This window comes from Streptomyces ovatisporus, from assembly GCF_042653885.1.
Taxonomy (GTDB): Bacteria; Actinomycetota; Actinomycetes; order Streptomycetales; family Streptomycetaceae; genus Streptomyces; species Streptomyces ovatisporus.
Map to the genome: position 1 here is coordinate 18,436 of NZ_JBHSFH010000017.1, position 23,948 is coordinate 42,383.

At 70.7% G+C, this 23,948-nt stretch carries 20 protein-coding genes, 1 tRNA gene and 1 pseudogene; 9 read left to right on the forward strand and 13 right to left on the reverse strand.

What is annotated here, in order from left to right; all coding sequences use genetic code 11:
* The first annotated feature begins 486 nt into the window (after positions 1-486).
* On the forward strand, positions 487-2,019 hold the full coding sequence (locus ACFPA8_RS26065) for an alanine/glycine:cation symporter family protein (RefSeq protein ID WP_386452445.1): 1,533 nt from the start codon (positions 487-489) through the stop codon (positions 2,017-2,019).
* A 115-nt stretch (positions 2,020-2,134) separates the two neighbouring features.
* On the opposite strand, the gene ACFPA8_RS26070 is transcribed toward ACFPA8_RS26065, so the two are convergent.
* The 4 genes and pseudogenes from ACFPA8_RS26070 to ACFPA8_RS27675 all read right to left on the reverse strand — a co-directional run.
* The gene (locus ACFPA8_RS26070; protein ID WP_386452447.1) at positions 2,135-3,229 is read right to left on the reverse strand and encodes a glycoside hydrolase family 6 protein; all 1,095 of its coding nucleotides are present in this window, start codon (positions 3,227-3,229) and stop codon (positions 2,135-2,137) included.
* 285 nt (positions 3,230-3,514) lie between these two features.
* Positions 3,515-4,294 (reverse strand): HAD-IIA family hydrolase, encoded by a 780-nt coding sequence (locus tag ACFPA8_RS26075; protein WP_386452449.1) that lies wholly within the window; start codon positions 4,292-4,294, stop codon positions 3,515-3,517.
* A gap of 83 nt (positions 4,295-4,377) precedes the next feature.
* Positions 4,378-5,622: an ROK family protein gene (locus ACFPA8_RS26080; RefSeq protein ID WP_417801328.1), complete on the reverse strand. Its 1,245-nt coding sequence runs from the start codon at positions 5,620-5,622 to the stop codon at positions 4,378-4,380.
* Positions 5,623-5,784: 162 nt separating this feature from the next.
* A pseudogene (locus ACFPA8_RS27675) lies at positions 5,785-5,925 on the reverse strand (hypothetical protein); the annotation flags it as partial.
* Between the two features lie 56 nt (positions 5,926-5,981).
* On the opposite strand from ACFPA8_RS27675, the gene ACFPA8_RS26085 reads away from it, so the two are divergent.
* Positions 5,982-7,073: a Gfo/Idh/MocA family protein gene (locus tag ACFPA8_RS26085; RefSeq protein ID WP_386452452.1), complete on the forward strand. Its 1,092-nt coding sequence runs from the start codon at positions 5,982-5,984 to the stop codon at positions 7,071-7,073.
* A gap of 177 nt (positions 7,074-7,250) precedes the next feature.
* On the opposite strand, the gene ACFPA8_RS26090 is transcribed toward ACFPA8_RS26085, so the two are convergent.
* The 3 genes from ACFPA8_RS26090 to ACFPA8_RS26100 all read right to left on the reverse strand — a co-directional run bounded on the left by ACFPA8_RS26090 (position 7,251) and on the right by ACFPA8_RS26100 (position 9,623).
* Positions 7,251-8,108 carry a fumarylacetoacetate hydrolase family protein gene (locus ACFPA8_RS26090; RefSeq protein ID WP_386452453.1) on the reverse strand — a complete coding sequence of 286 codons (858 nt, stop codon included), beginning with the start codon at positions 8,106-8,108 and terminating at the stop codon, positions 7,251-7,253.
* A gap of 121 nt (positions 8,109-8,229) precedes the next feature.
* A complete protein-coding gene (locus ACFPA8_RS26095) occupies positions 8,230-9,066 on the reverse strand; it encodes a YidC/Oxa1 family membrane protein insertase (RefSeq protein WP_386452455.1) in 837 nt (278 codons plus the stop codon).
* A 272-nt stretch (positions 9,067-9,338) separates the two neighbouring features.
* Positions 9,339-9,623, reverse strand: coding sequence for a DUF6412 domain-containing protein (locus tag ACFPA8_RS26100; protein ID WP_386452637.1), 285 nt, complete (start codon positions 9,621-9,623; stop codon positions 9,339-9,341).
* 269 nt (positions 9,624-9,892) lie between these two features.
* Here ACFPA8_RS26100 and rdgB point away from each other — a divergent pair, with 269 nt between their 5' ends.
* Positions 9,893-10,519 (forward strand): RdgB/HAM1 family non-canonical purine NTP pyrophosphatase, encoded by a 627-nt coding sequence (rdgB, locus tag ACFPA8_RS26105; RefSeq protein ID WP_386452457.1) that lies wholly within the window; start codon positions 9,893-9,895, stop codon positions 10,517-10,519.
* A 21-nt stretch (positions 10,520-10,540) separates the two neighbouring features.
* Here rdgB and ACFPA8_RS26110 read toward each other — a convergent pair.
* The 3 genes from ACFPA8_RS26110 to bcp form a co-directional block, all read right to left on the reverse strand.
* Positions 10,541-10,614 (reverse strand) — tRNA-Leu (locus tag ACFPA8_RS26110).
* Positions 10,615-10,626: 12 nt separating this feature from the next.
* Positions 10,627-11,475, reverse strand: coding sequence for an HNH endonuclease (locus ACFPA8_RS26115; RefSeq protein ID WP_386452459.1), 849 nt, complete (start codon positions 11,473-11,475; stop codon positions 10,627-10,629).
* 839 nt (positions 11,476-12,314) lie between these two features.
* Positions 12,315-12,782 (reverse strand): thioredoxin-dependent thiol peroxidase, encoded by a 468-nt coding sequence (gene bcp, locus ACFPA8_RS26120; protein WP_386452460.1) that lies wholly within the window; start codon positions 12,780-12,782, stop codon positions 12,315-12,317.
* Between the two features lie 255 nt (positions 12,783-13,037).
* Here bcp and ACFPA8_RS26125 point away from each other — a divergent pair, with 255 nt between their 5' ends.
* Positions 13,038-13,361: a DUF3618 domain-containing protein gene (locus ACFPA8_RS26125; protein ID WP_386452462.1), complete on the forward strand. Its 324-nt coding sequence runs from the start codon at positions 13,038-13,040 to the stop codon at positions 13,359-13,361.
* A gap of 88 nt (positions 13,362-13,449) precedes the next feature.
* A complete protein-coding gene (locus tag ACFPA8_RS26130) occupies positions 13,450-13,782 on the forward strand; it encodes a GroES family chaperonin (RefSeq protein WP_045866686.1) in 333 nt (110 codons plus the stop codon).
* 96 nt (positions 13,783-13,878) lie between these two features.
* Here the strand turns inward: ACFPA8_RS26130 and ACFPA8_RS26135 are convergent, their stop codons facing one another.
* A complete protein-coding gene (locus ACFPA8_RS26135) occupies positions 13,879-17,190 on the reverse strand; it encodes a transglycosylase domain-containing protein (RefSeq protein WP_386452463.1) in 3,312 nt (1,103 codons plus the stop codon).
* 250 nt (positions 17,191-17,440) lie between these two features.
* On the opposite strand from ACFPA8_RS26135, the gene ACFPA8_RS26140 reads away from it, so the two are divergent.
* From ACFPA8_RS26140 to ACFPA8_RS26150, 3 genes are all read left to right on the forward strand, one after another.
* Positions 17,441-18,250 (forward strand): ABC transporter permease, encoded by an 810-nt coding sequence (locus ACFPA8_RS26140; protein ID WP_386452465.1) that lies wholly within the window; start codon positions 17,441-17,443, stop codon positions 18,248-18,250.
* Between the two features lie 142 nt (positions 18,251-18,392).
* On the forward strand, positions 18,393-19,157 hold the full coding sequence (locus ACFPA8_RS26145; protein WP_386452639.1) for an ABC transporter permease: 765 nt from the start codon (positions 18,393-18,395) through the stop codon (positions 19,155-19,157).
* A gap of 88 nt (positions 19,158-19,245) precedes the next feature.
* Complete coding sequence (locus ACFPA8_RS26150) at positions 19,246-20,208, forward strand: ABC transporter ATP-binding protein (RefSeq protein WP_386452467.1); 963 nt, start codon at positions 19,246-19,248, stop codon at positions 20,206-20,208.
* 67 nt (positions 20,209-20,275) lie between these two features.
* On the opposite strand, the gene ACFPA8_RS26155 is transcribed toward ACFPA8_RS26150, so the two are convergent.
* Entirely contained in the window at positions 20,276-21,574 is a 1,299-nt protein-coding gene (locus tag ACFPA8_RS26155) for an SGNH/GDSL hydrolase family protein (RefSeq protein ID WP_386452641.1), read from the reverse strand.
* Positions 21,575-21,802: 228 nt separating this feature from the next.
* Between ACFPA8_RS26155 and ACFPA8_RS26160 the strand changes: the two genes are divergently transcribed.
* Positions 21,803-23,329, forward strand: coding sequence for a DUF445 domain-containing protein (locus tag ACFPA8_RS26160; RefSeq protein WP_386452468.1), 1,527 nt, complete (start codon positions 21,803-21,805; stop codon positions 23,327-23,329).
* A gap of 85 nt (positions 23,330-23,414) precedes the next feature.
* Here ACFPA8_RS26160 and ACFPA8_RS26165 read toward each other — a convergent pair whose 3' ends face one another.
* Positions 23,415-23,795 (reverse strand): hypothetical protein, encoded by a 381-nt coding sequence (locus tag ACFPA8_RS26165; RefSeq protein WP_386452469.1) that lies wholly within the window; start codon positions 23,793-23,795, stop codon positions 23,415-23,417.
* Positions 23,796-23,948: the final 153 nt, after the last annotated feature.

Here is a 23,948-nt window from a genome sequence, read left to right on the forward strand (position 1 = left end):
GCAGGGCTCGCCTGCGGAGGGGCTCGCCTGCGGAGGGGCTCACGGAGGCGAGGGCCGGGCGTCCGCCGGTCCCGGCGGCGCCCGGCACGGTGCGAGATGCCGCGGTGCTGCGCCCTGGACAGCGGATTACTGTACGTGACCGGAACCTCGCACCTCGACTGCTCCGGCATCCCCGCCCGCGCGGGCCGACTCCTGTCCACTCTCCGGCCTTTATCAGGACATAGACCACTTCAGCCGCCCCTCAAAGGAACCTCAAGCGCCGATAACGGTCGGGCGACATCGCGCTGCCGACGGGATTCGTGTGCTCCAGGCCACTTGCATCGGTCGCTGTCCGTGATATGAACGGGCAACCCGACTTTTGCCCGGCCTTTGCCCCTGCCCCACGAGGTGGCCACAGGGAGTCGGAACAGCGCTGCGCTCGGCCCGTCCGGCCGGACGGAGTGCGTACCCATCCTGTGCTTCCGCTCTACTTGCCAAAGGTGGCCCATGTCACTCGACTCAATGACGCAAGACTTCGACAAGGCCGTGAACGACCTCTTCGACCCGGTCGCCACCTGGTTGAGCGAAGTGGTCTTCTACGCGGTGCCCGTGGCCGGGACGGAGCTGCCACTCATCGTGGCCTGGCTCGTGGTCGCCGGACTCGTGTTCACCGTGTGGTTCGGCGTCGTTCAGTTCCGGAAGTTCGGCCTGGCCCTCCAGGTCGTGCGCGGTAAGCACGACGAGAGCGGTTCGGTCGGCGAGGTCAACCACTTCCAGGCACTCACTGCGGCGGTGTCCGGAACAGTGGGCCTCGGCAACATCGCCGGTGTCGCCGTGGCCGTCAGCATCGGCGGCGCCGGAGCCACGTTCTGGATGATCCTCTGCGGCCTCCTCGGCATGGCCACCAAGTTCGTCGAGGTCACCCTGGGCGTCAAATACCGTGAGGAGCACGCCGACGGCACGGTCTCCGGCGGGCCCATGCACTACCTGCCCAAGGGCCTCGCCGAGCGCTTCGGCCGGCGTGGGAAGGTCTTCGGCTCCGTCCTGGCGGGTCTCGCCTCCGCCATGATCCTCTTCTTCGGGCTCTTCGGCGGCAACCTCTTCCAGGTCAACCAGAGCTACGCGCAGCTCGCGGCCACCACGGGCGGCGAGGACGGGCTGCTGGGCTCCTCGGGCGGCGCGCTCTTCTTCGGTCTGCTGATCGCCGCGCTGGTCGGCCTCGTCCTCCTCGGCGGGATCAAGTCCATCGCCTCGGTCACCAGCCGTCTCGTCCCGGCCATGGCCATCATGTACGTCCTGGCCTGCCTGACCGTCATCCTCGTCAACGCGGGACAGGTGCCCGACGCGATCGCCGAGATCATCAAGGGCGCGTTCGAGGCCGAAGGCGTGGCGGGCGGTGTCATCGGCGCCCTCATCATCGGCTTCCAGCGGGCGGCGTTCTCCAACGAGGCGGGCCTCGGGTCGGCCCCCATCGCCCACTCGGCGGTCAAGACCAAGCACCCCGCCAGCGAGGGTCTCGTCGCACTGCTCGAACCGTTCATCGACACGGTCATCATCTGCACCATGACCGCGCTGACCATCGTGATCGCCCGGCCGGACAGCTGGGCCGCCGCGGGCGAGGGCAAGGAGGTCGAGGGCGTCACCATCACCTCCGACGCCTTCGGGACGGTGCTGCCCTGGTTCCCGAACCTGCTGACCGTCGCGGTGCTGCTGTTCGCTTTCTCCACCGTGCTGACCTGGGGTTACTACGGACTCAAGGCCTGGTCCTACCTCTTCGGGAAGAGCAAGGCCAGCGAGACCACCTTCAAGATCATCTACAGCGTCTTCGCGGTGGCGGGCTCCATGCTCTCCCTCGAAACCCTGATCAGCATGGCCGACGCCGTGCTCTTCATGCTGGCAGTCTTCAACATCATCGGCCTGTACCTGCTCGCCCCGGTCGTCAAGCGGGAACTCGACTCGTTCCTCGCTCACATCCGCGGTGACCGCACGGAGTCGACGAAGACCGCCGACGCCGAAGAGACGGCGCCCACCAACAACTGACGCATCATCTGACGCGTCACACGCTGCAGGCCCGCGCCGTTCGGCGCGGGCCTGCAGTGCGAGAACCCCGCGGCCCGGTCGCCGGCGCCCCTCGGACTCCCCCTGAGCGGAGACCTCAGCCCTTGTTGCGTACCAGGCCCAGTGCGTACTTCGGCCACCACTGGCCCGCCTTCGGCCCGCCCTTGCACTCGCCGTCCGACTCACCCGGCCGCTTGATCCACAGATAGCCGTCGATCCGCTCGTCGCCGGTCTTCGTCGTCGGGGCCTCACCCAGGGCCCGGCCCGGCGGGTTGCACCACGCCTCTTCGTCGGCACCGGCGCCCGCGACCGGACCGTTGCCGTTGCGGCTGGTGTCGATGACGAACGGCTTGTTGCCGACCATCGGCGAGAACTTCCTGCCGTACGCCGCGTTCGACTTCGTCGTCTGGTAGTTGGAGACGTTGAGCGAGAAGCCGTCGGCCTTGTCGATGCCGGCCCGCTTCATCGGCTCGACGAGGCCGCCCGGGTCCCGCACCCAGTCGGGGTTGCCCGCGTCCAGGTAGACCCTCGTGCGCGGCAGGCTCTTGAGCTTGCCGACGGCCTCGCTGAGGAGCTGGAAGCGCTCCGGCTGGAACTCGGCGGGGGTGCACCCCTCCATCAGCACGTGCGGAATCGCGTCAGGCTCGACGATCACCGTCGCCGCGCGCTTCCCGATGCCCTTGACCACCTGGTCGAGCCAGGCCCGGTAGGCACCCGCGCTCGGCGCACCGCCCTTGGAGTACTGACCGCAGTCGCGGTGCGGCAGATTGTAGAGCACAAGCAGCGCCTCACGGTCCGCCTTCGCGGCGGCCCCCACGACCTTGCGGGTCTGGCCGCCCGGATCTTCCGTGCCGATCCACTCGGCGACCGGCTGCTCCGCGATCTTCCGCATCTGCGCGGCCTGTTCGGCCTTGCCGTCCTTGCTGTAGGTGTCGGCCTGCTGCGCGGCGTTGCTCTTGGGGTCCACCCAGTAGGGCGTGACCGACTTCGGCCTCTGGCTCAGGCCGCCGCCGTCACCGCCCGCCTCGCCGTCCTGCCCGGAACCGGAGTCCGAGGAGCATCCGGCGAGCAGCGCCGCCGTCAGGACGCAGACCCCGCCCACGGCGAGCCGGGAACGAACAGCAGCGCGCCGCCCGCCGTCGCCGGACGCGCCGGCTCCCTGCCGGAGACGTTCGCTGTCGCTGCCGTACATCCACTCCCCCTTGGTGCGTCGACCGGGCAGTCACCACGACCGGATCGCACATCGTGTCACAGCGCCCCCACGGCTCGCGGCGCTCTCAACCCGACGTTACCCGGCTGTTCCAGACCCGTTCCGGCAGCGGACTCCCCCTGCGCGACAGGCTGCTGTGCCGGGTGCCGTGCAACACCCGTACCGGGGACGGACATCGAAACGACGGACGCCGTCGCCGCACCGGACGGCTGCACGGATGCACGGATGCACGGCCGGACGGATGCACGGCCCGACGGATGCGGTCCCTCAGACCCGGTCGACCAGATCCGCGATGGAGTCGACGACCTTCGACGCCCGGTACGGGAACCGGTCGATCTCGTGCGGCTGGGTGAGGCCCGTCAGCACGAGGAACGTCTCAAGTCCCGCTTCCATGCCCGCCCTTACGTCGGTGTCCATCCGGTCGCCGATCATCGCGGACGTCTCGGAGTGCGCCCCGATGGCGTTCAGGCCGGCCCGCATCATCAGCGGGTTGGGCTTGCCGACGAAGTACGGCTCCTGACCTGTCGCCCTCGTGATGAGCGCCGCCACCGAACCCGTCGCCGGAAGCACCCCCTCCGCCGAGGGCCCTGTCTCGTCGGGGTTGGTCGCGATGAACCTCGCGCCCTCGTTGATCAGCCGGATCGCCTTCGTCAGCGACTCGAAGCTGTACGTACGGGTCTCCCCCAGCACCACGTAGTCGGGTTCCGCGTCCGAGAGGACGTAGCCGATGTCGTGCAGCGCTGTCGTCAGCCCCGCCTCCCCGATGGCGTACGCCGTGCCGCCGGGCCTCTGGTCGTCGAGGAACTGCGCCGTCGCCAGAGCCGACGTCCAGATGTTCTCCGTCGGCACGTCCAGGCCGATCCGGCCCAGCCGGGCATGCAGATCGCGCGGCGTGTAGATGGAGTTGTTCGTCAGGACGAGAAAGGGCCGCCCGGACTCCTTCAGCCGCTTGAGGAACGCCTCGGCGCCCGGCACCGGGACGCCCTCGTGCATCAGCACCCCGTCCATGTCGGTCAGCCATGACTCGATCGGCTTGCGCTCTGCCACCTGCTGCTCCCGCCGGAGTCGGTTCTGCCTTTCGTGGAGCCCGCACACGGTCCGACCGGGTGCGGCCCGTTCAGCCTACGGCTTCACGAGGGTCCGGGGACGGCCGGGAGGGCCCCCGGAGCCCTGCCGAAGAGGGGGGCCAGGACCAGCTGCGCCGCACCGTCCGCGACCGTGCGCGCCCCTTCCGGTACGAGCTCGACCGGAACCGCTCCGGACGCCGCGCCGGAACCCGCACCCGGCCGGCCGGCCGGGCGGACTCCGGCTCCCCGCACGCCCCGCAGCTGCGCCGTGACGCCGTCGACGTACGCATGCGGTTCGGCCAGCACCGTACGGCCGCCCAGCAGCAGCCGGTCGAGGTCGAGCAGACCGACCAGGTTGGCGGCGGCCACCCCGAGAATCCGCGCCGCCTCCCCCGTGTCACCGCGCCGTACCGCCTCCAGGCAGAGCGCCTCCGCGCATCCGCGTTTCCCGCACCGGCACGGCGGTCCGTCCAGCTGAAGCACCTGGTGGCCGAACTCGCCCGCGCCGGTGCGCTTGCCCCTGTGGAGCCGGCCCTCCAGCACGAGGCCGGCGCCCAGCCCCGTACCGAGGTGGAGGTAGGCGAGAGTCTCCTTGCCGCGCAGCGCCAGTCCGAGTGCGGCGGCATTGGTGTCCTTGTCGACGACCACCGGCATGCCCAGCCGCCGCGCGAGCTCGTCGCGGAGCGGATAGCCCGCCCAACCGGGGAAGCCGGTGACGTGCTGCAGCACCCCGCGGAAGTGGTCCAGCGGGCCGGGAGCGGCGACACCCACACCGAGGACGCTTCCCCAGCGCCCACCGACCCCCGTCGCCTCGGCACCGGTGCCGCCGGCGGCTGCGGCGTCCCCGCCCTCGGCGGCGCCCTCCTCGCCCCCACGCGGAACCGCCTCGTCCGAGAGTTCCTCCGCCTCCGTCCCGGCCCGGGCGGCCGATCCGGGCTCCCGCTGCGCGTCCGAACGCGCCTCCCGTCCCGTGTCGGCCCACAGCTCGCCCTCCTCCGAAACCGCCTGCCGCATCTCGCGGCCCGACGCCTCCTCGTCCGGCACCTGTGCGGCATCCCCCACCGGACGGGGGCCGGTCCACACCTCCCCCTCCGACGCCTGCTGCCACAGCTCACCGCCCGCGGCCTCCTCCGCGCTCGCGGCGGTACGGGCCCCCGCACCCGACCCCAGGGCGGGCAGGCCCACGCCGATGAGTCCGTGCACCGCGGACTCGACCGCCTCGAGCACCGTCTCCGCTCCCGCACCCAGATCGAGCGGAGCCGTGCGGCCCGCGACCACACCGCCCGACAGGTCGACGAGCACAGCCATCAGATGGTCCCGGTCCAGCTGTATGCCCACCGCGTGCCGTGCACCGGGCGCCAGCCTGAGGACGGTGCTCGGTTTGCCCCCGGTCGAGGCACGTCTGCCCGCCTCCGTGACCAGCCCGTGCGACCGCAGACGCGCCGTGATCTTGCTGACGGCCTGCGGTGTCAGACCCGTACGCACGGCCAGTTCACTGCGGCTCGCCCCCTCCTGGCCTGCGATGCGCAGCAGACCCAGGACGCGGGCCGCGCTCGTCCCGTACGGCACGACGAGTTCGCTTCCGCTGTTCATGGCGGGTTCACTGGTCATGACGTCATTGTCCGCACGGCTTGCACTTACGCAACCGCGTTGCGAAAGTGTCCCGCATGGACCGTACGGAAGAAGCCGCTCCCCCTCCCCTCCGCGTCGGACTCATCGGCTACGGCCTGGCGGGCTCCGTCTTCCACGCGCCCCTCATCGCCTCCACCGAGGGCCTCACGCTGGACACCGTCGTCACCGCGCACCCCGAACGGCGCGCGCAGGTGCACGCAGAGCACGGCTCCTCCATGCGCACGCTCGCCACGACCGACGAACTCTTCGCCCGCGCCCACGCACTCGACCTCGTCGTCATCGCCTCCCCCAACCGCACGCACTACACACTGGCGCGGCAGGCGCTCGAAGCCGGTCTCCCCGTCGTCGTCGACAAGCCGCTCGCGAGGACCTCCGCCGAGGCCCAGCAGCTCGCCTCCCTCGCGGCCGAACGCAACCTCATGCTCTCCACGTTCCACAACCGCCGCTGGGACAACGACTTCCGTACCGTCCGGGCGCTCCTCGCCGACGGGGCCCTGGGCAGCGAAGTCCGGCGCTTCGAGTCCCGCTACGAGCGCTGGCGGCCCGAACCCAAGGGCGGCTGGCGGGAGTCCGGCGACCCCGCCGAAGTGGGCGGTCTCCTCTACGACTTGGGCAGCCACCTCGTCGACCAGGCACTGACCCTCTTCGGCCCCGCCATCGCCGTCTACGCCGAATCCGACGTCCGGCGCCCCGGAGCCGAGGCCGACGACGACACGTTCATCGCCCTCACCCACGCCGACGGCGTCCGCTCCCACCTGTGGGTGAGCGCCGTGACCGCCCAACTCGGGCCGCGCTTCAGGGTGCTGGGCAGCGAAGCCGCCTACGTGAAGGACGGACTCGACCCGCAGGAAGCCGCCCTCCGCGAAGGCGCCCGGCCGGCACCCGGCCAACGGTGGGGCGTGGAACCGGAGTCCGCCTGGGGGACACTCGGCGACCTCGAAGCGCGGCGGCCCGTTCCCACGCTCGACGGCGACTACCCCGCGTACTACGCCGGGATCGTCACCGCCCTGCGTGAGGGCGCTCCGCCGCCCGTCACGGCACACGAGGCCGTCGCGACGATCCGGGTGCTGGAAGCGGCACGGACCTCGGCACGCGAGGCACGCGTGATCACGACCAACCTGGCCTGAGGGCACGGCAGTCCGGCAACCGGAGAAAGAGGCCCGCAGGCATCGGCGCGCGATGCCCGCGGAGGCCCGGCGGCCCCGCACGCCGGGCCGGTCCGGTGGCTCGGCGCGCCCAGCCCCGGCCACGGATCGTGGCCCAGGCCCCGGCGGACACCGCACGGCCCCGAGGGCGCGACAGCCTCAGGCGTCCCGCAACTCCTGGCGCTGACGCCCCAGTCCGTCGATCTCCAGCTCCACCACGTCGCCCGCCCGCAGATACGGCTTCGGCTCCGGCGCCCCCATGGCGACCCCCGCGGGGGTGCCCGTGTTGACGACGTCACCGGGCCGCAGCGTCATGAACTGACTGAGATACCGCACCACTTCGAGAACCGGGAAGATCTGCTCGGCCGTCGTGCCGTCCTGTTTCGGCTCACCGTTCACCCACAGCCTCAGGCCCAGCGCCTGCGGATCGGGGACCTCGTCAGCCGTCACAAGCCACGGCCCCAGCGGATTGAACGTCTCGCAGTTCTTCCCCTTGTCCCACTGCCCGCCGCGCTCCAACTGGAAGGCACGCTCCGAGACATCGTTGGAGACGGCGTATCCGGCCACCGCCGCCGACGCCTCCTCGTCCGACGAGAGATAGCGGGCCGTACGGCCGATCACGACCGCCAGCTCCACCTCCCAGTCGGTCTTCCGGCTGCCTCGCGGCACCAGTACGTCGTCGTACGCGCCGACGACGGTGTCCGGAGCCTTCATGAACAGGATCGGCTCCTCCGGGACCGCACCACCCGTCTCACGGGCGTGATCGTGGTAGTTCAGCCCGATGCACACGACCTTGCCGATCCCGGCCACCGGCGGACCGATGCGCAGCCCCGCCGGATCCAGCGCGGGCAGCTCACCGGCACCGGCCGCCTCACGTACCCGCGCGAGCGCCGCGCCGTCGCCGAGCAGCTCACCGTCGATGTCGCCCACGACGGCCGACAGGTCCCGAAGGACACCGGACTCGTCCAGCAGCGCCGGGCGCTCGGCACCCGCCGGTCCGACCCGCAGCAGCTTCAAGATCTACTCCCGGAGTTGAGCACTTGCGCGGAGCCCGGTGGCCGCGAGCCACCGGCCACCGGCCTGTCGCAAAAGGAGCGGCCGATCCTCCAAGACGGAGTTCAGATCCACAACCCCGTGTTCACGTAGTGGACCGCGACCCGGCCGACGGGCGCCCGGCCGGACCGTCCGCCTGCCGGCCGGCCCCCAGCGCCGCACGCTCCACCGCCGTCCACGTCGTGCTCGTCACCACGTACAGCCCGGCAGCGAGCGGCACGACCGCGACGGTCACCAGCGTGCCGAAGGACAGCAGCGGAAGCAGACGGACCATCGCCGCCGACCCCGGCGCCGGCACCGGCACCGACCGGCCCCCCGCCGCACTCCTCCCGGCCGTCACGGAACCGGACCGCCCGGAACCCGACCGCACGGAACCAGACCGCCCGGCACCGCCCGCAGCTTCCGCCCCTTCGGCCGTCAGCCTCCGCGTACGCACGTACGTCCACGTCGCCACAGCCGCGACCACGACGAACAACCCCACGTACACCAGACCGTGCCCCCCGAGGAGACCCCCCGCCCCCAGAGCGTCCAGCCAGCGCCCGCCCAGCGGAGCACCCAGCAAGGTCTCACCGAGCAGAGCGCCGTCACGGGTGAAGAGGTGGTACATCGCGAAGAAGACCGGCAGCTGCAACAGCATCGGCAGACATCCCGCCACCGGCGATGCCCCCTCCCTCGCCTGCAACTCCCCCACCGCACGCCGCAGACGCTCCGGGTCCCTCCCGTACTTGCGCTGCAACTCCGCCATCTGCGGAGCGAGCCGCGCCCGCACCCGCTCGCCCCGTACAGCGGCACGCGCCAGCGGATGCAGCACCAGCCGCACACACAACGTGAACACCACGATGGCGGCAGCCGTCGAGGAGGCCCCGAAGAACGGGGCGAGCCCCTCGGACAACTGCGCCACAAAAGAACTGAGGAAAGACATGCTGAACCCTCCACGGGATCTCGTCGTACCGGATCGGTGTCACCTCGGCCGGCCGTACAGGACCGGCGGCGGAGATCGGCGTGACGAGCCGCGCAGGAAGAAGGGAGAAGCTCAACAGCAGGCACCGGCACCGGAGTCGGCGCAGCCGACGAGACCGGCGAAGTCGACGGAGTCGACATCCGGTCGGCGGGAGTCTCCGGAGGACAGCACAGGAACCCCGGACACAGGCTGCGCGAAGACCCGGCGAAGCAACCGGACCGAGAAGGAGCGCGCTACGCGGCCGTCGGACTCCGGCGGCCCGGCGCTCGAGGACGCGGACGCCCCGCGGCATCCGGATCGCGCTGCGGCAGGAACGCCGTACGCCGCTCCCGGTCCCGGATCGCCGTACGCACCCGGCCCGGCGGCACCCGCGGCGCGGCCGGAACAGCGGCGTCAACAATCGTCCGGCACACGAGCACCACCGCGGCGACCGTCGCCGCGGCAGTCAGCGCGGTGCTCAGCCCGGCCTCGGTGAACAGGAAACCCACGAGGGAGAGAAGCAACGCGGAGAGGTACATGCGCCAAGCGCTCACAGTCCTGTGAACCACGCTCAGCCTCCTCTCCTCCGTATGCGGGCCGGAACGCAGGGCGACGCGAACTCGGCCTGCCCGTACGACAATAGCGCGAAGCCGCCGCGAGCCGCCTCTGTCCGTCCGGCCCGTCCTGCCGGGCTGCCGGGCTGCCTGCCCAGCCGCTTGCCCGCGCGCCTGCCTGCCTGGCCGCTTGCCCGCCGCCTACCTCTCGCCTGCCCGGCCCGTCCCGCCCGCGCCCCTGGATAATCGAGCACATGAGCAGCAGCACCGACCCCCGCCCCGGCCGCCTCGTCCTCGCCACCCGGAACCCCCACAAGGTCACCGAGCTCCAGGCGATCCTCACCGCCGAGGGCCTCGACCTCGAACTGGTGGGAGCAGACGCCTTCCCAGAGATCCCCGACGTCAAGGAGACCGGCGTGACCTTCGCCGAGAACGCTCTCCTCAAGGCCCGCACCCTCGCCCACGCCACCGCACTGCCGGCCATCGCCGACGACTCCGGCCTCTGCGTCGACATCCTCGGCGGCGCCCCCGGCATCTTCTCCGCCCGCTGGGCGGGACGCCACGGCGACGACAAGGCCAACCTCGACCTGCTCCTCGCCCAGATCTCCGACATCGCCGTCGAGCACCGCGGAGCGTACTTCGCCTGCGCCGCGGCCCTCGCCCTGCCCGACGGCACCGAACGCGTCGCCGAGGGCCGCCTCACCGGCACTCTCCGGCACACGCCCGCCGGCACGGGCGGCTTCGGCTACGACCCGGTCCTCCAACCCGACGGCGAAACCCGGACGTGCGCCGAGCTGACCCCGGAGGAGAAGAACGCCATCAGCCACCGCGGCCGCGCCTTCCGCGCCCTGGCACCGGTGGTACGGGACCTGCTGGGCTGAAAGAGGCGAAACGGACAAGAGTGGGCCCGGTGGGATTCGAACCCACGACATACCGGACCTAAACCGGCACTCTCTAGCCGCTGGAGTACGAGCCCAATGCGCACACTCTACTGGCTCTCATCCGTCCCCTGAGGCGTCGGGTGACGCTTCAGGGGACGTGCGAAAGTCGGCGTCTGGCTGTGGCATGAAGGGCACAGATATCGAAGATTGCCGAGGCGGTTGTCGCCACGGTCTCCGTTGACGTGGTCCATCTCCAGAACCAAGCGCTTTCCTCGCCACTGATCCCCCGTGCCGCAGGTCGCGCACTCGTAGGCCACGCCCTTCTCCTGCATTGCCCGGTGCAGTACCAGCCGACGTGTACGGGGAGCGCCTTCGGGAAGCTTTCGCAGAACGTCATCCGCAGTTCGGCGGTTACGCGCCGGACGGCCACGGCAATGCCCCTGCCCGGTGAAGTGGGTGGTCGGGACGCCGAGCGTCTGGATGGCGTGCTTCACCCGACTCCGCGCGGCTCCCGAGGGATGCAACCCCAGCGCCCTCATCGTCCCTGCGACGCTCGAGGATTCCGCGACAGCCCCCCGCAGGTCCGCTTCATTCAACGCGGCCCCGAAATGGGAGGTGTCGATACCGAAGTGCTCCAAGCGCTTCGCAATATGGCGATACGCACTGTCGTACGGGACGACGCCCAGATTCTCCATCACTCCGGCGAGCGAGTCCGCGTGAGCTGCGGCCTCGGCCAACATCTCCCGCGTGTACCGCTGACGGGGGCGGCGTGGCAACGCCTCCTCGACGAAGTGGGTCGTGTCGATCGCGTAGTGCGCGAGTCGCCTGCGGAGATAGCGCAGAGGCCCTGCCGCGAGCGGTTGACCGAGCCGCCCCAGCATGTCCACGGCGCTCGTCGATTCAGTGGCGGCCCGCTCCAGTCTCTCCCGGGTATAGCGCCTCACCACCTGAGCCACAGCTGTCCTCCTCATCCGCCGAACGCTTCTTTCTGCCGCGATACGTGTCGGTGACGGCATGGCAGTTGGGGCACAGAAGCCGGAGGTTGCTACGACGGTTGTCCCACCACTCCCCGTTGACGTGGTCGACTTCGAGTCTGAGCGGCTTGTCGTTCCACACAGGCCCCGTTCCGCACTCCGCACACTTCTCAGGTATGCCCGTCCGCAGCAGGGCTTTGCGCAGCCGCACGCCAGGGACGCGTCCTTGATCCGGGCAACCCAGCGAGAGCAAAGAGAGAGTCGGCCTTGCGTTGCGGTGTGCGCCGCTGGAAGTGAAGTGCGACGTGTCGATGTCCGAGTCGGCCAGGCGCCGACCGATGTGCGCCTGATTACCCCCGACGGGGTGCAGCCCCAGGCGGCGCACGACCTCGGCCACGCTCGAGGACGCGGAAGCGGCCGCACGGAGATCTTGATCTGAGTGCCGCAGGTAAGCCGAGCGCAGGTGGCCGGCGTCGATGCTCCAACGCTTCAGAAGCCCTCGAACGTAGTCACGCCGGCCACGGGTCGGTTCCACTCCGAGTCTGCGGATCGCGTCGGAGAGTGTCGCAGACGCCTTGACCGCCTCGGCCAGTTGTTCCTTCGTGTACTTCGCCACCGCGCTGCCGCCCCGCCGCCGTCCCGCCCCCTGGCGGCCGCGCGGGTACCGCACACCCCCACGTATTCGGAAACCCGTCGCGGCCTCGCACAGGACAACGACCGGGGGCGACCCCGGTTACGCCGTTCAGGGCATCCAGGCGGTCCCCCGGCCCCGGGCACCCGCCCCGCGCCGCGCCCGCCCGCCGCCCGTGCCGGGCCCGAGGTCAGATCTTCAGGTCCTTGATGAGCTTGGCGACGTGCCCGGTGGCCTTGACGTTGTACATCGCCTGCCGCACAGCGCCGTCCTCGCCCACGATGACGGTGGAGCGGATGACGCCGGTGACCGTCTTGCCGTAGAGCTTCTTCTCGCCGAACGCGCCGTACGCCTCCATCGTCTCCTTCGACGGGTCGCCGACGAGCGTGACCTTCAGGTTCTCCTTGTCCCGGAACCTGGCGAGCTTCTCGGGCTTGTCGGGGGAGACGCCGATGACGTCGTAGCCGGCGGTGGCGAGGAGCTCCAGGTTGTCGGTGAAGTCGCAGGCCTGCTTGGTGCAGCCGGGGGTCGAAGCGGCCGGGTAGAAGTAGACGATGACCTTGCGGCCCTTGCGGTCGGCGAGTGAGACCGTGTTGCCGTCGGCGTCCGGGAGGGAGAAGTCGGGGGCCGCGTCGCCGGGCTGAAGTCGCTCACTCATCTGTGCTCCTTGTGTCTGCGTCGTCCGCCCGAGCGTAGCCGGAGGAGTTCGTCGCCGGGGGTGCCGCGGGGCGCCGGGCGGGCCGAGCTGACAGACTGTCCGCCTGGCCCTGTCCGTTCGGCCGGGCCGGTTCGGGGAACGCGGAAGGGCGTACCTGTCCCTGAGGTCCCCCCGGCGGCCGACTGACGCGGGCCCGGCCGGTGTTGGCCGGACAGGTGACGGATCGAGCGACGGACGAGCGACGGAGGCAGCGCGGTGTCGAATGCCAGGACTCCCGCGGACATCGAGGCGGACATCCTCAACAGGCGGCGCGAACTCGCGGCGACGCTTGATGAGATCGCCGTGCGCGTGCACCCCAGGACGATCGCGGGGGACGCCAGGGACAAGGCCGCCGCGGCGGTGGACAGGACGGCGGGGCGTGCCTATGTGGCGGTCAACAGGGCCGTGGCGGACGTGCGGGCCACGTTCGTCGACGAGAAGGGTTCGCCCCGGCTGGAGCGCGTCGTCCCGGTCGTGATCGTCGCTGTGACGCTCGTCGGCGGGCTGTTCGCTCTCTCGGCTCGGCGTCGGCGCGGCTGAAGCGCTGATATACGGTCTAGACGTGAGTTCCGAGACGCCTACCGGTCATGCGGGCCCCGGCACGAAAGCCGACGCGGCCACGAAGAGCATGCCGGAACACGACAAGCTGCCGATCCGCATGCTGCACGACCGTGTGCTGGTGCGTACGGACATCGAGGAGGGTGAGCGCCGCTCCTCGGGCGGGATCGTGATTCCCGCGACGGCGGCGGTGGGACGTCGGCTGGCCTGGGCGGAGGTGGTCGCCGTCGGGCAGAACGTCCGCACGGTGGAGCCGGGCGACCGTGTGCTCTACGACCCCGAGGACATGGCGGAGGTCGAGGTGCGGGGTGTGGCCTACACGCTGATGCGCGAGCGGGATCTGCACGCGGTGGCGGCGGAGCGGCTGCAGGGGTCGCAGGACTCCACGGGGCTGTATCTGTAGAACCCGCAAGGGCGTTGGGCCGGCGGCGCGCGGGGAGCGCGGCGCCGGCCCGTTCACGTTCGGGGGCGTCGGCCGGCAGCCGGACCGGCCGCCGGTTCAGTCCCAGCTCCGGGCGGGCTCCTCCTCGTCGGGTTCCGTACGGGCGGCGGCCTGCCCTCCCTGGGTGTTGCCGCCTTGCCAGCCGCTTTCGCCGCCCGGATCGCCTGTGGTGTCGCCGCCGTCGACGCCGCCCTGGTTGCCCTGGGTGTTGCCGCCTTCGAGTCCGCCGGTCGGCGGAGTGCCGGGTCCTGTGGGCGGTTCGCTGGGCGGCGTGCTGGGCGGTCCCGGGTCGGTGGGCGGGACGCTGGGCCCCTCGGTCGGCGGTTCGGACGTGCCGGGGTCGCCCGGGGGCTGGGACGTGCCGGGGTCGCTGGGCGGGGCGCTGGGGATGTCTCCGCCGGTGGTCTTGAGGTCGAAGTCGCGGACGGGTTCGCCTTCGAGTGCGGCCTTGGTGTAGTCGCCCCAGATCTCCGCGGGGAAGCCGCCGCCGTTGACGCGTGGCACACCGGCCGCGCCGTAGAGGGGTTTCTGCTCGCCGGTCTCCGAGTTCTGGCCCATCACGCTGATGACGGTGGCCAGTTCGGGGGTGTAACCGGCGAACCAGGCGGCCTTGTCCTCCTCGGCGGTTCCGGTCTTGCCCGCTGCGGGACGTCCCGCGCTCTGGGCGGCGATGCCTGTGCCGCTCTGAACGACCTTGCGCAGTACGGCTGTTGTGGAGTCCGCCGCGTTGCGCGGTACTTCGCGTACGGGTTCGTGGGCGGGGAGTTCGATGATCTCGCCGCCGCGGGTGGCTTTCTCGACGAGGCTGTAGTGGCCGCGCTTGCCGTGGTTGGCGAGGGTCGCGTACGCCTGCGCCATGTCGGTGGTGGAGGCGGTGGCGACGCCGAGGGCGATGGAGCCGTCCTCGGGCATGTTGGGGGTCTGCGCGGGGAGGCCGAGGTCGATGGCCGTCCGTTTGACCGTCTTCGGGCCGACGTCCACGCCCATCTGTGCGAACACGGAGTTGACGGACTTGTTCATGGCTTCGGAGACGGGGATCTGCCCGTAGGACTTCTCGTCCTCGTTCTCCGGCTTGTAGCCGGTGCCGTTGCCGTCGCTGACGACTTCGCGCTTGTTGGTTCCGTCGTAGACGGTTCCGGCCGTGATGGAACGGCCGTCCTGCGTCCTGGAGCCGTTCTGGACGGCCGAGGTGAAGATGAAGGGCTTGAAGGTGGAGCCCACCTGGTAGTCGCGGCGGGTGGCGTTGTTGACGAACTGCTCGGTGTAGTCGATGCCGCCGTACATGGCGACGATCTTCCCGGTCTTCGGGTCCACCGAAGTGCCGCCCGCACGCACGTACTTGTCGACCTTGCGGTCCTTGTCCAGCTTCGACATCAGCCGCTTCTCCACCGCGTCGCCCATGGCCTTCTGGCGCTCGGGGTCGAGGGTGGTGGTGATGCGGAAGCCGCCCGCGGCGAGCCGCCGTTCGTCGATGATCTCGTTGCTGATGAGGTAGTTCTTGACCGCTTCGACGAGGTAGCCGCGCTGGCCCGACATGCCGGTGGCGGGCCGGGCGGGGCTGGGCTCGGGGAACTTCAGCTTCTCGCTCTCCCCTTGCGTCATCGAGCCCGTCTTGACCATGCCGTCGACCACGTAGTGCCAGCGGGCGACGGCCCGTCTGCGGTTCTCCGGATGCGCCTGGGTGTCGTAGGCGTTGGGAGAGTTGACGAGGGCGGCGAGGTAGGCGCCTTCTGCGGGGGTGATGTCGGAGATGTCCTTGCCGTAGTACGCGTGGGCGGCGGCCTGGATTCCGTAGGCGTTGCGTCCGAAGTAGCTGGTGTTGAGGTAGCCCTCGAGGATGTCGCTCTTGCTGACCTGGCTGTCGAGTTTCAGGGCGATGAAGAACTCTTTCGCCTTACGGGTCAGAGTCTGGTCCTGATCGAGGTAGTAGTTCTTGACGTACTGCTGCGTGATGGTGGAACCCGACTGTTTTCCGCCACCTGTGAGCATGTTCCAGCCCGCACGGATCATCGCTTTGGGGTCGATTGCGGATTCTTCGAAGAACTCCCGGTCCTCCGCGGCCAGTACGGCTTCCTGTGTGGCCTTGGGGACCTGGGCGAGATGAATGTTCTCCCGGTTGATCTCACCGTCCCGGGCGATCTGACTGCCGTCGGAGTAGAGGAAGACGTTGGTCTGGGCGGCTGCCGCCTTGTTCGGCGTGGGGATGCTCACGAGCAGATATCCCGCGACGAGCACGCCGATGATGAGTGTGAGTACGAGCATCACCCCGCCCAGCACCCAGCGCCAGGTCGGGATCAGCCGGCGGAGCCCCGTCCTGGGCCTGCGTCCGGAACCCATGGAGGCGCCGGACGCGGCCTCGGGCGCCACGCGGGGCGGGGGGCCGGGGACGGGGGCCTGGCCGGGAACAGGGGTCTGGCCCGGAACCGGATCGCGGCCGGGCACCGGATCGCGGTCGGCGGTGGGGCCGGAGGGTGCGTCCGCGCCGGCGGCAGGGGCAGCCGGGCCCGGTGCGGAAGCGGGAGCAGCGGCAGATGGAGCGGCGCTGGTGACGGCCCAGCTGGGGACGGGGACGACGGACTCCGGGCGGGGACCGGGCACGGGGGCGGCGGCAGGGGCTTCCGGGGCGTCCTTCGCCTGGCCGGGGTCCGGTGCGGACTCCTGGGCGGGTGCGACTTCGTCGTCGGCGGCGTGGGCGTCCGCGTCCGTGTCCGCGTCCGCATCGGGGTCCGCGCCCGAGTCGGAGTCCGCGGCAGCCGGAGCGGGTTCGGGTGCCGCGGACCCGGCACTGTCCGCGTCCGGACCGGCGTCCGCACCCGCATCGGGAGCGGGACCGGGACCGGGACCGGGCTCGTCAGCGTCGGCACCGTCAGTACCGGCACCGTCGTCCGCTTCCACGCCCGTGTCCGCATCCACGTCGGTGTCGGCGTCGGCGTCGGTGTCGGTTTCGAGGGCGGTGTCGAGGGCGGTGTCCACCTCGGTGTTCGCATCCGCGTCGGAGGCGGCTTCGGCGTCCACGTCCGTGTCCGCATCCACGCCCACGTGCGCATCCGCGTCGGGGGCGGCGCCCGCATCCACGTCGGCGTCCGCCGGAGCCGGAGCGTCCGGCACTGCGTCGTCCGCCTCCGGGGCCGCGTCGGGGGTCCCTGGACCGGAACCGGCGTCGTCCGGCCCGGGGTCGGCAGGGCCCGCACCGGAACCGGGATCGCCCGGACCGGCACCGGCGTCGTCCTTGCCGGAGGCGTCCGCACCGGCGCCGGGGCCGGTGGCAGATCCGTCAGCGGAACGGTCTGCGGAACCGTCCGCCGGGCCGGTGCCCGGCCCCGTTCCGGGCCTGCTTTCCCCGCCCTCGCTCTTCGGCTCGTCGCTCATGCTTTCCGGGACCCCTTGTCCGATGTCGGGCGATTCACCTCGTACGCCCCATAAAACACTGCCACCTCGATCGCGCTGTTCACCGGGGCCGGCCGTACGACGGAGTGCGGCTCCGTCACTGTACGTGCCGCCCACGGCGGACTTGCACGCGAATAATCCTTGGCTGCCCGCAAGACCGGTGGGCTAGGCTCCCTCGTTTCGTAATCGTGAGGAAGTTCCACAGAGGAAGACGGAGAAAGGCTTCAAAAGGATGCGCCTTCACGGCGTCTATTTCGCCGTGGCAGCCGGGAGTTTCCGGAGATATGCCACCTACCGGATTGCGACGGCTGCCGGTGTCTTCACGAACACCGTCTTCGGCTTCGTTCTCTCCTACACCTTTCTCGCGTTGTGGAGTGAGCGACCTCACCTCGGCGGTTACGACCAGTCACAGGCACTCACCTTCGTGTGGGCGGGCCAGGCGATCCTCGCCGCGGCGTCCCTGATCGGGGGCGGCTTCCAGGAAGAGCTGCAGGAGCGCATCCGTACGGGCGATGTGGCCGTCGATCTCTACCGTCCCGCCGATCTTCAACTCTGGTGGCTGGCCGCGGACCTGGGACGGGCCGCGTTCCAGCTGCTCGGCCGCGGCATCGTGCCGATGGCCGTGGGTGCCCTGGCCTTCGAACTGGCCCTGCCCGCCTCGCCGTTGCGGTGGATCGCCTTCCTCACCTCGGTGCTGCTGGGCGTGATCACCGGGTTCGGGCTGCGCTATCTCCTCGCCCTCAGCTCCTTCTGGCTGCTGGACGGGTCGGGGCTGAACATGCTCGGCAGCCTGCTGAGCTCCCTCTTCTCCGGGATGCTGCTGCCGCTGACGATCTTCCCGGGGCTCTTCGGCGAGACGGTGCGGATGCTGCCGTGGGCGGCGACGATGCAGGTCCCCGCGGACGTGCTGCTCGGCGAGTACGAAGGGACGGGGCTGCTCGCGGCGTACGGCTTCCAGGCCGTGTGGGCCGTGGGGCTGCTGGCGGCAGGCCGTGCACTGCAGTCGCTGGCCACCAGGAAGGTGGTGGTCCAGGGTGGCTGAGGTACCGCTCCAGGACCCGGCGCGGGTGGCTTCCGCGGCGACGTCCCCGCCGGTGGGGGGCTGGGGCCTGCCGGAGGCGGCGGCGGAGGGTCCGTGGAGCCGGCTGCGCTGGGGCGTCCGCGCATACTGCTTCATCGCAGCCATGTGGATCCGCTCGACGATGGTCTACCGGGCGTCGTTCGTGATGATGGCCGCGGGCAGCTTCACCTTCACGGCGCTCGACTTCGTCGCCATCATGATCATGTTCTCGCACGTCGGCGCCCTGGGAGGTTTCTCGCTCGCCGAGGTCGCCCTGCTCTACGGCACCTGTACGACGTCCTTCTCGCTGGCCGATCTGTTCATGGGGTCCTTCGAGAAGCTGGGGACGCGTGTACGGGACGGAACGCTGGACACCATGCTGGTGCGCCCCGTGCCCGCCCTGGCGCAGGTCGCCGCCGACCGCTTCGCGCTGCGGCGGCTCGGGCGGATCCTGCAGAGCATGCTCGTGCTGGGCTGGGCGCTGACCGCGGTCGACGTCGGCTGGACGGCGTGGAAAGTGCTGCTCCTGGTCGTGACGCTGCTGAGCGGGGCTGCGATCTTCTCGTCGGTCTTCGTGCTCGGCGGAGCGTTCCAGTTCGTCGCGCAGGACGCGGCGGAGGTGCAGAACTCCTTCACCTACGGCGGCGCGACGCTGCTCGAGTACCCGCCGACGGTCTTCTCCAAGGAACTCGTGCGCGGAGTGACGTTCGTGGTTCCGCTCGCCTTCGTCAACTGGCTGCCGGTGCTGCGGATCCTGGGCAAGGACGACCCGCTGGAGCTGCCGGGCTGGGTCGACTTCGGGGGTCCCGCGGTGGCTGCGGCGTGCTGTGCGCTGGCGGGTGTCGCGTGGCGGGCCGGGCTGCGCGCCTACCGGAGCACGGGCAGTTGACCGGCTCGGCGCCCTCACGCGGAGGGCGCGGACGGCACATGCGGAACGGAACGGCTCGGACGGCGCGGACGATTTCGGAGGGCGGGAGATGACGGACGGCTTCATCGTGCTGGAGGACGTGGAGAAGGTCTTCCAGGTGCGCCGCAGAGCGCGCGGACGGCTGCGCCGCGAGCGGCACGAGGTGCGGGCGGTGGACGGCATCTCCTTCGCGGTCCCCCGCGGCGGGATGGTCGGATACATCGGGCCCAACGGCGCCGGCAAGTCGACGACGATCAAGATGCTCACCGGCATCCTCACGCCCAGCGGCGGACGTGTACGGGTCGCGGGCATCGACCCTTCCCGCGAACGCACGCGGCTGGCCCGCCGGATCGGCGTCGTGTTCGGCCAGCGCACCACTCTGTGGTGGGACCTGCCGCTGCGCGACTCCTACGCGCTGATGCGCCGCATGTACCGCGTCCCGGAGGCCCGCTTCAGAGCGAATCTCGACCGCTGCGTCGAGCTGCTCGACCTCGCCGAGCTGCTCGAAGTGCCCGTACGGCAACTGTCGTTGGGGCAGCGGATGCGCGGCGACATCACTGCGGCGCTGCTGCACGACCCAGAGGTGCTCTACCTCGACGAGCCGACGATCGGGCTCGACGTCGTCAGCAAGGCGACAGTGCGGCGTTTCCTGCGCGACCTGAACGCGTCGCAGGGCACGACCGTACTGCTGACCACCCACGACCTGACCGACATCGAGCAGCTGTGCAAGCGCGTCATGGTCATCGACCACGGCCGCCTGATGTACGACGGCGCACTGGAGGGGCTGCACGAGGTCGGCGAGAGCGAGCGGACCCTGGTGGTGGATCTGGAGCGGGAGTTGCCGCCGATCGAAGGGATCGAGGGGGCGCGCACCGTGCGGACGCAGGGGCCGCGCCAGTGGCTCGCCTTCCCCGCGTCGGCGAGCGCCGCCCCGATCGTCTCGCAGGTGGCCGACGGGTATCCGATGGTGGATCTGTCCGTGCGGGAGCCCGACATCGAGGACGTCATCGCCCGTATGTATTCGGGCCGTTGACGTCCCGGCGGCCGTGGGCCGGCAGGTTTCCGGGTCTCCGGACACCGCCGGGAGCGCGGGTTGCGCGTCAGGTGCGCGCCGGCGAGGAGCCCCTGAGTTCCTTCAGGTCGAGCGCCTCGGCCATCGCCCGGTAGCCGTTGTCGCTGGGGTGCAGGTGGTCGCCCGAATCGTAGGCGGGGCGCAGCCGGTTGGGGTTGGCCGGGTCCCGCAGGGCGGCGTCGAAGTCGACGACGGAGTCGAAGACCTTGCCGGCGCGGATCTGCTCGTTGACCTGCTGCCGCGTGGCGTCCAGGTGCGGCCGGTAGCCGCGGTGTCCGCCGAAGGGCGTGAGGGTTCCACCGACCACGCGCAGGCCGCGGGCGTGCGCCGCCCTGACCAACTGCCGCAGGCCGTCGACGATCTGGTCCGCGTTGTGCTGCCGCGGCGGCTTGATGATGTCGTTGAGGCCCATCTCGATGACGACGGCCTTCACTCCCGTGCGGGAGAGCACGTCGCGCTCCGCGCGGGTCAGGGCGCTGGGACCGTTGTTGGGCGAGTAGCGGCTGCCGTCGACGAGGACGCGGTTCCCGCTGATGCCGCCGTTGAGGACGCTGTAGGAGGGCGCGTTGCGTTCGGTGCGCAGGCGTTCGGCGAGGAAGTCGGTCCAGCGGCGGTTGGCGCCGGGGCTGGAGGTGATGCCGTCGGTGATGGAGTCGCCGAGGACGGCGACGGCGCCGCGGGTCTCGTGGGTCCATACGTCGACTGCTGTCAAGTAGCGCCAGTACGGGCTCTGTTGGGTGAACGCGGTACCGGAGGTCTCGTCGGCGCGGTCGCCCTGGGCGATGTAGCTGGTCTGCCGCGCGTAGGGGTGGTAGGTCACAGGCCCGGAGGGGCTGGGTGAGTACGTCGTGACGAGCAGGTCGGCCGCGTGGGGGACGTTGAGCCGTACGGCGTCGCTGGTGACGGTGCGGCCCGGGGCGATGGTGACGGTGCGGGACTTGTCGAACGTCAGCCGGCGCATGGTCCCGGTCGCGGCGGTGGGGTTGCTCGGGGCGGCGGCGAGAGCGAGCGTCGCGTGGGAGACGGTCAGCGGTCTCGTGCCGTAGAGGTTCGAGAGGGTGATACGGGCTCCGGTGCCGCCCACGGAGGTGTGGACGATGTTCCGTATCGACATCTTCGCGAACCCTGCCCGGGTCTCGGGTTCGGCTGCGACGGCGGGCGCCGACCACGTCCCCACCCACGAGCCCGAGGAGGCGGGTGCCGCGTTGTCACGAGCGCCCTGGGAGGTGCCGTCGAGGCTGCCGTCGTCACTGCCGACGCCGATGAAGACCGCTGTCGAGACAAGGACGACGATGGCCGCCAGTCCGGCCAGCAAGGCATAACCCATGTTTCTGGTCACGCTCGGTGTATCTCCTCGGGCAGGCGGAGCCCGAGGCTCCGAGTGGTCGCGGTGGCATGGTCCCACGATCGCAGCGGGGTCCTCCCGCGGGGTCGGCCCAGGCCTGAGGGCGACTGAGTCGTCACCCGCACAGACAGACGCCGGAATCCCGGGCTTCGTTCCACCTGTCAGGCACCTTGGGACACTGTAGGGGGGACTGGTCGAACGGTGGAGTGGATGGATCGGGCAAAAGCGGGCGAGGTCGCTGCCGGAGAAGCCGGCGGAGTGAGAGCAATCACAGGCCGGGCGGAGGCACTTCCGCCCGGCTCCAACGAGCGTGCCCGGCACGCCACTTCGGGCGGCGACAGCGGCTCCGGGCGGGCGGACGGGGACGGTCCGGCACGCGGTGGAGGGGGTGGCCGGGCCGGAGGTCCGCCCTCCCGGCGGGGCCCCGGCGGACAGCCCGGCGGCGGTGGGGACCGTCCTGCGAACCCGGGGGCGATGAACACCTTCACGGCGGCGGACGAGGAGCGGCGTCGTGGCGTGCGCCGCATGAAGACGATCGCCACCGGTGCCCTGTTGCTGATGGCCACCGTCTTCGTGCTCGCCAAGTGGGCGCAGCACGAGGGTGCGGGCGGCTGGAGCGGCTATGTGGCGGCTGCCGCCGAGGCCGGGATGGTGGGTGCTCTGGCGGACTGGTTCGCGGTGACGGCTCTCTTCCGTCATCCGCTCGGGCTGCCGATCCCGCACACCGCGATCATCCCCACCAAGAAGAACCAACTCGGGCAGAGCCTGGGCGAGTTCGTCGGTGAGAACTTCCTCTCCTCCGGCGTCGTACGGGCGCGTCTGCGGGCCGTCGGCATCGGCAGCCGGCTCGGCGCGTGGCTGGCCGATCCGGAGCACGCGGACCGCGTCACGGCCGAGTCGGCGACGGCTCTGCGCGGTGCCCTGGCCGTGCTGCGGGACTCGGACGTGCAGGCGGTGGTCGGTGAGGCCATCACGCGGCGGGCTGACGCGCAGGAGATCGCGCCCGGTCTGGGTGCGCTGCTGGAGAAGGTCGTCGTGGACGGAGGTCACAGGCGGCTGGTCGACCTGGTGTGCGCGCGGGCGGCGGAGTGGCTGGAGGAGCACAGCGACTCCGTGATGGACGCCGTCACCGGTGGCGCGCCCGGCTGGACGCCCCGCTTCGTGGACCGGCGCGTGGGCGACCGCGTCTACCGGGAGTTGCTGCGTTTCGTCACCGAGATGCGGGACATGCCGGACCATCCCGCACGGAACGCGGTCGACCGGTTCCTGACGGACTTCGCCGCCGACCTGCGCTCCGACGAGGAGACGCGGGCACGGGTCGAACGGCTGAAGAGCGAGGTGCTCGCACGGCGCGAGGTGCAGGAGCTGATCGCGTCGACGTGGGCCGCGGTCCGCTCGATGATGGTCGCCGCCGCGGAGGACGAACGCAGTGAACTACGGGTGCGGACGAGGACGTCGCTGCTGTCGCTGGGGCACCGGATGGCCGCCGACGGCCGTCTGCAGGGCAAGGTCGACGGCTGGATCGAGGACGCGGCGGTGCACGTCGTCACGGCCTACCGGGACGAGATCACCTCGTTGATCACGGAGACGGTCGCGGGCTGGGACGCGGAGCACACGTCGAAGAAGATCGAGGCTCACATCGGCCGCGACCTGCAGTTCATCCGTCTCAACGGCACCGTTGTCGGCGCTCTCGCGGGACTGGCGATCTACACACTGGTGCGCCTGACCGGGAGTTGAGGCCCGGTCAGGCGCGGGAGGCGGGTGGCGCCGCGCGTCGGAGCCGTTGTGCACGGCTCCGCTCTCCGCGCGGCCTGCGAGGGTGCTACTCGGGGCTGCAGACCTTGGTCAGTTCGTCGGCGGCCTTGCCCACGGGACGGACGTCCGGGTCGCGGCCCTCGTCGACGGCCTTGCCCGCGTCCTCGACCGCGGTCCTCATGTGGTCGACCGCCTTGCTGACGTCGGAGTCGCCCGTGCCCTCGTCTATCTTCTTCAGGTTCTTCTCTATGCGGTCGATCGAATTCTGCGCCTGTGCCGGGTCCTCCGAGGCCTCGTCGGCTGCCCGTTGGAGATCGTCGGCGGCTTCGGCGACGGTGACCGCGGTGTTGGCGCAGCTGATCGCCTTGTCCACGGCGCTGCACCCTGTGAGTGCCACGGAGGACAGCGCTGCGATGCCGAGGACGGCCGGCACGAGGGAACGACGCACGGGAACCCCTTCTGTATGTGGACGGGCCGCACGGAATGACCCGTGCGGCCCGTACTCCTTTAGACGTGCGGAACGCGTCTGGAGTTTCCTCTCCGTGCGGCGAATTTCGGCCGCGATGCGCGGTGGAGGGACGCCGCCGTCCCCGCGGCCGGA

Coding starts and splice junctions, on each gene's coding strand:
- ACFPA8_RS26065 (WP_386452445.1), top strand. CDS start 487: ATGTCACTCGACTCAATGACGCAAGACTTCGACAAGGCCGTGAACGAC.
- ACFPA8_RS26135 (WP_386452463.1), bottom strand. CDS start 17,190: ATGAGCGACGAGCCGAAGAGCGAGGGCGGGGAAAGCAGGCCCGGAACG.
- ACFPA8_RS26140 (WP_386452465.1), top strand. CDS start 17,441: ATGCGCCTTCACGGCGTCTATTTCGCCGTGGCAGCCGGGAGTTTCCGG.
- bcp (WP_386452460.1), bottom strand. CDS start 12,782: ATGAGTGAGCGACTTCAGCCCGGCGACGCGGCCCCCGACTTCTCCCTC.
- ACFPA8_RS26100 (WP_386452637.1), bottom strand. CDS start 9,623: ATGTACCTCTCCGCGTTGCTTCTCTCCCTCGTGGGTTTCCTGTTCACC.
- ACFPA8_RS26095 (WP_386452455.1), bottom strand. CDS start 9,066: ATGTCTTTCCTCAGTTCTTTTGTGGCGCAGTTGTCCGAGGGGCTCGCC.
- ACFPA8_RS26155 (WP_386452641.1), bottom strand. CDS start 21,574: ATGGGTTATGCCTTGCTGGCCGGACTGGCGGCCATCGTCGTCCTTGTC.
- ACFPA8_RS26145 (WP_386452639.1), top strand. CDS start 18,393: ATGTGGATCCGCTCGACGATGGTCTACCGGGCGTCGTTCGTGATGATG.
- ACFPA8_RS26160 (WP_386452468.1), top strand. CDS start 21,803: ATGGATCGGGCAAAAGCGGGCGAGGTCGCTGCCGGAGAAGCCGGCGGA.
- ACFPA8_RS26085 (WP_386452452.1), top strand. CDS start 5,982: ATGGACCGTACGGAAGAAGCCGCTCCCCCTCCCCTCCGCGTCGGACTC.
- ACFPA8_RS26080 (WP_417801328.1), bottom strand. CDS start 5,622: ATGGCTGTGCTCGTCGACCTGTCGGGCGGTGTGGTCGCGGGCCGCACG.
- ACFPA8_RS26070 (WP_386452447.1), bottom strand. CDS start 3,229: ATGTACGGCAGCGACAGCGAACGTCTCCGGCAGGGAGCCGGCGCGTCC.
- ACFPA8_RS26130 (WP_045866686.1), top strand. CDS start 13,450: ATGCCGGAACACGACAAGCTGCCGATCCGCATGCTGCACGACCGTGTG.
- ACFPA8_RS26150 (WP_386452467.1), top strand. CDS start 19,246: ATGACGGACGGCTTCATCGTGCTGGAGGACGTGGAGAAGGTCTTCCAG.
- rdgB (WP_386452457.1), top strand. CDS start 9,893: ATGAGCAGCAGCACCGACCCCCGCCCCGGCCGCCTCGTCCTCGCCACC.